At 34.4% G+C, this 5340-nt stretch carries 13 protein-coding genes; all 13 read right to left on the bottom strand.

Annotation, left to right across the window (positions count from 1 at the left end; genetic code table 11):
* On the bottom strand, positions 1–437 hold a 437-nt coding region (locus C4S77_RS02795; protein ID WP_221405063.1), incomplete at its 3' end, for an RHS repeat domain-containing protein.
* A gap of 6 nt (positions 438–443) precedes the next feature.
* A complete protein-coding gene (locus tag C4S77_RS13140; RefSeq protein WP_221405064.1) occupies positions 444–656 on the bottom strand; it encodes a hypothetical protein in 213 nt (70 codons plus the stop codon).
* Positions 657–806: 150 nt separating this feature from the next.
* The gene (locus C4S77_RS02800) at positions 807–1139 is read right to left on the bottom strand and encodes a DUF6984 family protein (protein ID WP_105245946.1); all 333 of its coding nucleotides are present in this window, start codon (positions 1137–1139) and stop codon (positions 807–809) included.
* A gap of 58 nt (positions 1140–1197) precedes the next feature.
* Entirely contained in the window at positions 1198–1362 is a 165-nt protein-coding gene (locus C4S77_RS12880) for a hypothetical protein (RefSeq protein ID WP_181042788.1), read from the bottom strand.
* A gap of 78 nt (positions 1363–1440) precedes the next feature.
* On the bottom strand, positions 1441–1671 hold the full coding sequence (locus C4S77_RS02805) for a hypothetical protein (protein ID WP_105245947.1): 231 nt from the start codon (positions 1669–1671) through the stop codon (positions 1441–1443).
* A gap of 51 nt (positions 1672–1722) precedes the next feature.
* A complete protein-coding gene (locus tag C4S77_RS12885) occupies positions 1723–1893 on the bottom strand; it encodes a hypothetical protein (RefSeq protein WP_260209374.1) in 171 nt (56 codons plus the stop codon).
* A gap of 590 nt (positions 1894–2483) precedes the next feature.
* A complete protein-coding gene (locus C4S77_RS02815; protein WP_105245949.1) occupies positions 2484–2771 on the bottom strand; it encodes a hypothetical protein in 288 nt (95 codons plus the stop codon).
* A 59-nt stretch (positions 2772–2830) separates the two neighbouring features.
* Positions 2831–3085 (bottom strand): CdiA C-terminal domain-containing protein, encoded by a 255-nt coding sequence (locus C4S77_RS02820; RefSeq protein WP_105245951.1) that lies wholly within the window; start codon positions 3083–3085, stop codon positions 2831–2833.
* Positions 3086–3149: 64 nt separating this feature from the next.
* Positions 3150–3296, bottom strand: a complete 147-nt coding sequence (locus C4S77_RS12890; protein WP_181042789.1) for a hypothetical protein — start codon at positions 3294–3296, stop codon at positions 3150–3152.
* 40 nt (positions 3297–3336) lie between these two features.
* Positions 3337–3729, bottom strand: coding sequence for an RHS repeat-associated core domain-containing protein (locus C4S77_RS02825; RefSeq protein WP_317614905.1), 393 nt, complete (start codon positions 3727–3729; stop codon positions 3337–3339).
* Between the two features lie 225 nt (positions 3730–3954).
* Positions 3955–4779, bottom strand: a complete 825-nt coding sequence (locus C4S77_RS02830) for an ankyrin repeat domain-containing protein (RefSeq protein WP_181042790.1) — start codon at positions 4777–4779, stop codon at positions 3955–3957.
* Between the two features lie 2 nt (positions 4780–4781).
* Complete coding sequence (locus C4S77_RS02835) at positions 4782–5000, bottom strand: hypothetical protein (protein ID WP_105245813.1); 219 nt, start codon at positions 4998–5000, stop codon at positions 4782–4784.
* Positions 5001–5088: 88 nt separating this feature from the next.
* Positions 5089–5340: hypothetical protein (locus C4S77_RS02840; protein WP_221405066.1), on the bottom strand; the 252-nt coding region annotated here is incomplete at its 5' end.

Genomic DNA, 5340 nt, shown 5'->3' on the forward strand with positions numbered 1-5340 from the left:
TACTGATATAGACTCTTGTTTAACAATCTTACTTTATCTTCGGCATTGATTCTAGCCCTAGACTTAAACAAATTCCCTATTCCTCTCCAAAAGCCACCATCTCCTCCCTCATCTGGCTCCATCCCCATTGGATCAGTAAACCTAATAGGATTTTGATAAGTATACTGATATGGAGTCATCGTTTCTTCAAACAGCGGATCAACGCTCAGCCAGACGGACTCCCTCGGATTATAGTATCTAGCCCCGTAATAGTATAACCCCGTTTCCTCATCCAGTTCCTTGCCATTAAACAGGTAAGGGGTATTCCAACTCTGGTTCCTTTCCTCAATAAACACCTCCCCAAATGGTACATATTCTACATGCTGTACTATTTGTGCGTCTAAGTTAGTAATATAACTGCTACTTCCCAAATGATCCGCATGATCATAATACTGCATCTTTTCTTATTCTTCATTCCCTTTGCCAATTCCGCCTCCATAAGTTTGGAGTTTTTTATCTTTGCCTACATAGCAAAAGCCTGCTCCGTTTACATAATCATTATGCCCTTTTCCATGGTAAAGTACTTCAAAATATGCATAGTGATCTTTATTTAGGAGTAACCTCTGTAAATCTTCCCTTATCCTCTCTTTGTAGCATAAGGAATTCCAAGAACACACTCAATGGGATATTTACAATACCATTGAACTACTCAGATTGTTTTACCTCGATGGTGAGATAGAGTGAAACAAAAAAACCAGAGCTTTTTTGCTCTGGTTTACTATTTCTATTAATTTAGATAATTTTGAATTCGAAATATTACTGAAACTTTACCTTAAAGCCGGAAATTGAATTAATGGACTGTAGTCCGTTTTCCAAACATCTAATTCAAATAAATCTCCTGAGGTATCGATATATAACGAAACTATAACATCTACGTCATCTTGATCCCTAAATTGAATACTACTAATTTCCCTACCAAATGTATAATTATTTGCTTTTCCTTTTGGATATATTCTCAAACTACCCATTTCCCCATCAGACATTGAACAAACCAATATTTTGTTTAAATAATCTTCTGAAAAATTTACATCAGATTTTTTTATTAAATCTTCTATTATTTCCCTTTCTTCTTTTGTTGGCCTTCTACTTAACTGCTCCATGAATTCTACCTATATTTATTGTTTCATTTTGAAGTTTGTAAGCTGCATATTGTATTTTCTATCCTTGAACTGTAATTTCATAATTCAATGGCTTTCCTAATAGTAATTTAGTTGAAACAGATTTTAAATGTTTTACTATACCTGATTCTACACTTGTTCTACTTAATCCTAAAGCTTCTGTAAGTCTAAAAAGTTTGATAAACTTGATTTTCTGTTTTTCCAAATTGTATAATTAATCCTGTATTTTTTCTAGATTAAGCTCCTTTTATTAACGAACTTGTTGTTATTGTTGTTCCCTCTGTCACGTATCAATCAAAAGAATATCAATCAGTATCCCTAAAGGTATTAATATTACAGTTTGTGAATCTGGCTCTGTTAAAGCTATATAAGTTACATCTTTTACTGCAAATAATGTCCTCTTAAATCCATTCAACCCATCAGACATATTAAACTCCACATCTTTAGGCGCTCCATATTTAGGAACCGCATTAGGACCTGTAAATGCTTCTGTTGTTTCTCCTTTATCATTCATAACATGAACAAAAGCATCATTTTTATCTGATCCACTTGATAAAGTCCTGATTTAAGTTAGTTTTCTTCCTCCTCCTTTTGTTGGAATTGAGTCATAAATATCCCTTTTCCCTGTTGGAGAATCTCCATCTTTTGGACTCATCCCCGTAGGGTCAGTAAACTTATTTGGATTTTGATTCGTATACTGATACGGAGTTCCTGTCTGCTCAAACAACGGATCCACTCTTAAAAAGATAGACTTCCTAGGGTTGTAATACCTAACCCCGTTTCTTCATCCAGTTCCTTTCCATTAAACAGGTAAGGGGTATTCCAACTCTGGTTCCTTTCCTCAATAAACACCTCTCCAAACGGTACATATTCTACATGCTGTACTATTTTGCGTCTAAGTTAGTAATATAACTGCTACTTCCCAAATGATCTGCATGATAATAATACTGCATCTTTTCATATTCTTCATTCCCTTTGCCGATTCCCCCTCCATAGGCTTGGAGTTTTTTATCTTTGCCTTCACAACAGAAGCCTGTTCCGTTTACTTAATTATTATGAGCTTTACACTTCAAAATATGCATAGTTGTCTTTATTTAGGGAGTAATCTTTCTTCATCTTCACTTATCCTCTCTTTGGAACATCCCGAACTCCAAGAACACAACAATTGGGATATTTACAACATCCTTACCCTCATTCGCTCTATTATTCCCAAAGATGAACTAGAACTGCTCGTCTTGTTGAATAAGGATTCTTGAAATAAAAAAACCCACTATAAAGCAGGGTTTTCTTTTTTAATAATAATAAATTACTTAATTTATTATTGTTCTAATCCTTTTCTGTTACAGGTCCTAAACCTTTTCCTTCATATTCTTTAGGGATATACTCTGGCTTATAAATTATTGGCTTATTCTCAAATCCATCCCAATATACATACAATCTTCCACATACTTTACATTTGACTACTAACTGCATTTCCATATATAATTTATTGGGGTCTATTTCTGTATCAAAATATTTTTCATAATCCACATCTGAAATAATCATCCATTGATTAGGACTAGGAATATCACTTAAACTTATGATATTTTCACATTCGCATTTTATCTTTGGCATATCTTTTTATTTTGACATAATTACTATATCCTTAATATTTACAGTCTTTCCTCCCGCTTTTATTGATCCTTGCACTCTCTTTGTAAGGCATTACCTAATTGAGAAGCTTGTACATTGGTTTTTGAAAGGTCTAACACGATTCCTGTTGTTTGGGAATTCTTCCTTGCCATACCTGAAATAATAGCATTTACACTATTTGATGTAGGAGTATATACATCATAATTTACTCCATTTACCAATAAGTCGGACGTTCCTCCTGCTGCTCGAATACCTTTAGGCATTCGTAATAAAACATTATTACCTAAACCATTCATATACTCTGCTGCTGCAAGTTCACTTGATGAAAAAGTTCCTCCTGCTTCAATAATAAGGAGCGGTCTAGCAGCTATGGCTACAGCTCCTGCATATCCCTGCCATTTCTAACACTTTTCCTGTTGCTGTAGTAGCTCTTGGTGTGTTCAGATTCATATTTGAATCAGGATTAAACGTAGCCTCAGTCCAAATTGCATACAATGCATCTATCACATCTGAGAGGCTACTTCAAACATTTTTTGAGCCTCTGTTTTCATCCCTGTGTAATTCCTCCTACACACTCATAATCATTCCTACATATACGACCAATAGGCTCATCTACTTCTACAGTTCCTCTACTAGCAGGACTTCCTTGATCTACTTTTCCTCCAAATATTCTTTTAAACAAATTTTCCACAGGTTGAGATATATTCCTTCCAAACCAACTTCTCTTTGGTGGATCTCCTGCACCGTCTTCCGGAACCATTCCAGTCGGATCAATATATTTGACAGGATTTAATAATGCATACGGAGATACATTCGGATACTTCTCCGCGAGCGGATCCACGCTTAACCACACAGCCTCCCTCGGATTATAATACCTAGCCCCGTAATAGTATAACCCCGTTTCCTCATCCTGTTCCTTGCCATTAATCAGGTATTCCAATCTGGCTCCTTTCTTCAATAAACACCTCCCTAAATGGTACATATGCTACATGCTGCACTATTTGTGCGTCTAAGTTAGTAATATAACTGCTACTTCCCAAATGATCTGCAACGTTTATTATATCAACTCTTACGCTCCCTTATTCCTAAAGATCAACTGAATCTACTGGATTTGTTGGACTAGGAGTAATACCCCCCTCGCAATTGCGAAGGGCTTTCTCTAATTTTATTCTTTTCCTATACTCTTTAAATATTTTTTTATTTTTTGTCCCAGTTTATAATTTTTAGTTCCTTTTTCAGATTTTGGCAACCCTTCATTACTATTTATCATCTCTGTTATTGTCTTCTTCTTACCATTTATTAACAGAAAACAATACTTGGGTATTTCTGCCTTCTTATCTACTATTAAATAATAGGCTACTTCCATATTTTCTTGTATAATAGCTTCTGTTATTGCTCTATATCCGGGATATTGTAAATCTTTATTAATATCTGCTCCTGATTCCACTAAAACTTTAACTACACTTAGACATCCCCCACGAGAGGCTAAAGATAATGGGGTTTCTTTGTAAAAAAATTTATCTGTAAAACCATTTGCATTCGACTCTGAACCTTTTATTTCAAAATTAACATCCCCTCCATACTTAATAAGAAGTTCTAATACCTTTGTGTTACATTTATCTTTTTTATAAGAACCTCTACATGCTACTAATAAGGGGGTTGTTGGACTCCCTTTTTCAAGATTACTCAACTGATTAGGATTTGCCCCTAATTTTAGTAATGTTTCTACGGATCTGGGTAAATTATTAGCAACAGCATTCATTAGTATTGTATTTCCATATTCTGGGTCATAGTATTCTAAATCAAGATTCCCTTGTTTTACTAATTCTTTAATCTTTTCTTCGTCTTGATTTTTTACCGCTTTTGATAAAGATTCTAATGGGGTATTTTTAAAGTTATTTAAATCAAATCCCGGCACATAATAATATTGACAACTATATATCTTCGTTGATATAATTAATATAGCTATTATTTTAAATACTTTACTCATTTTTACCATTTTATATTAGGATTAAATCGTTGCTTTGCTTCATCGCTTGCCCGCTGTTGTTCAGGTGTAAGCATCTTATCTACAGCCTCTACCATATTATCTATACTATGTCCATTCCATTTCCCATTTTTTGAAGCTGGAGTAACATAGTGTCGAGTTCCATCAACTGAAGGTAATATAGTTACCATATTTTGCACTAGGTTTAATGGATCAGTGGTCATAACATAAGCATCAATAGTTTCTTTATAACTTTTAAATATAGATTTGAACCTTAGATGACTTCTTTTAGTTGATTTTCTTAGTCTATGCTTATTTCACCTTTTTGCCTCCTTTGGGCTTTAACCTGATCTCTTTCATAAGTTCCTTGCCCTTAATTCTTACGCCTACGTCCATTACTTTTATCCGGCTATTGTTTACATTCATCATAGGTCTACCTTCTTTGATCTCTCCGTTTTTTAAACATACTTTGGAGGCTACTTTTATGCCTCCTGTTTGTGCGTTGACTCCTATTTCTATCAGGAATATTATACTTAGTAGTAATAACTTTTTCATAGTTGTTTT

This window comes from Apibacter adventoris, assembly GCF_002964975.1.
Classification (GTDB): domain Bacteria; phylum Bacteroidota; class Bacteroidia; order Flavobacteriales; family Weeksellaceae; genus Apibacter; species Apibacter adventoris.

Excerpts from the sequence above, each read along its gene's own strand:
- C4S77_RS02815 (WP_105245949.1), bottom strand. The coding sequence starts at position 2,771 with ATGCCAAAGATAAAATGCGAATGTGAAAATATCATAAGTTTAAGTGAT.
- C4S77_RS02805 (WP_105245947.1), bottom strand. The coding sequence starts at position 1,671 with ATGAATGATAAAGGAGAAACAACAGAAGCATTTACAGGTCCTAATGCG.
- C4S77_RS02830 (WP_181042790.1), bottom strand. The coding sequence starts at position 4,779 with ATGAGTAAAGTATTTAAAATAATAGCTATATTAATTATATCAACGAAG.
- C4S77_RS02800 (WP_105245946.1), bottom strand. The coding sequence starts at position 1,139 with ATGGAGCAGTTAAGTAGAAGGCCAACAAAAGAAGAAAGGGAAATAATA.
- C4S77_RS02835 (WP_105245813.1), bottom strand. The coding sequence starts at position 5,000 with ATGACCACTGATCCATTAAACCTAGTGCAAAATATGGTAACTATATTA.
- C4S77_RS02820 (WP_105245951.1), bottom strand. The coding sequence starts at position 3,085 with ATGAATGGTTTAGGTAATAATGTTTTATTACGAATGCCTAAAGGTATT.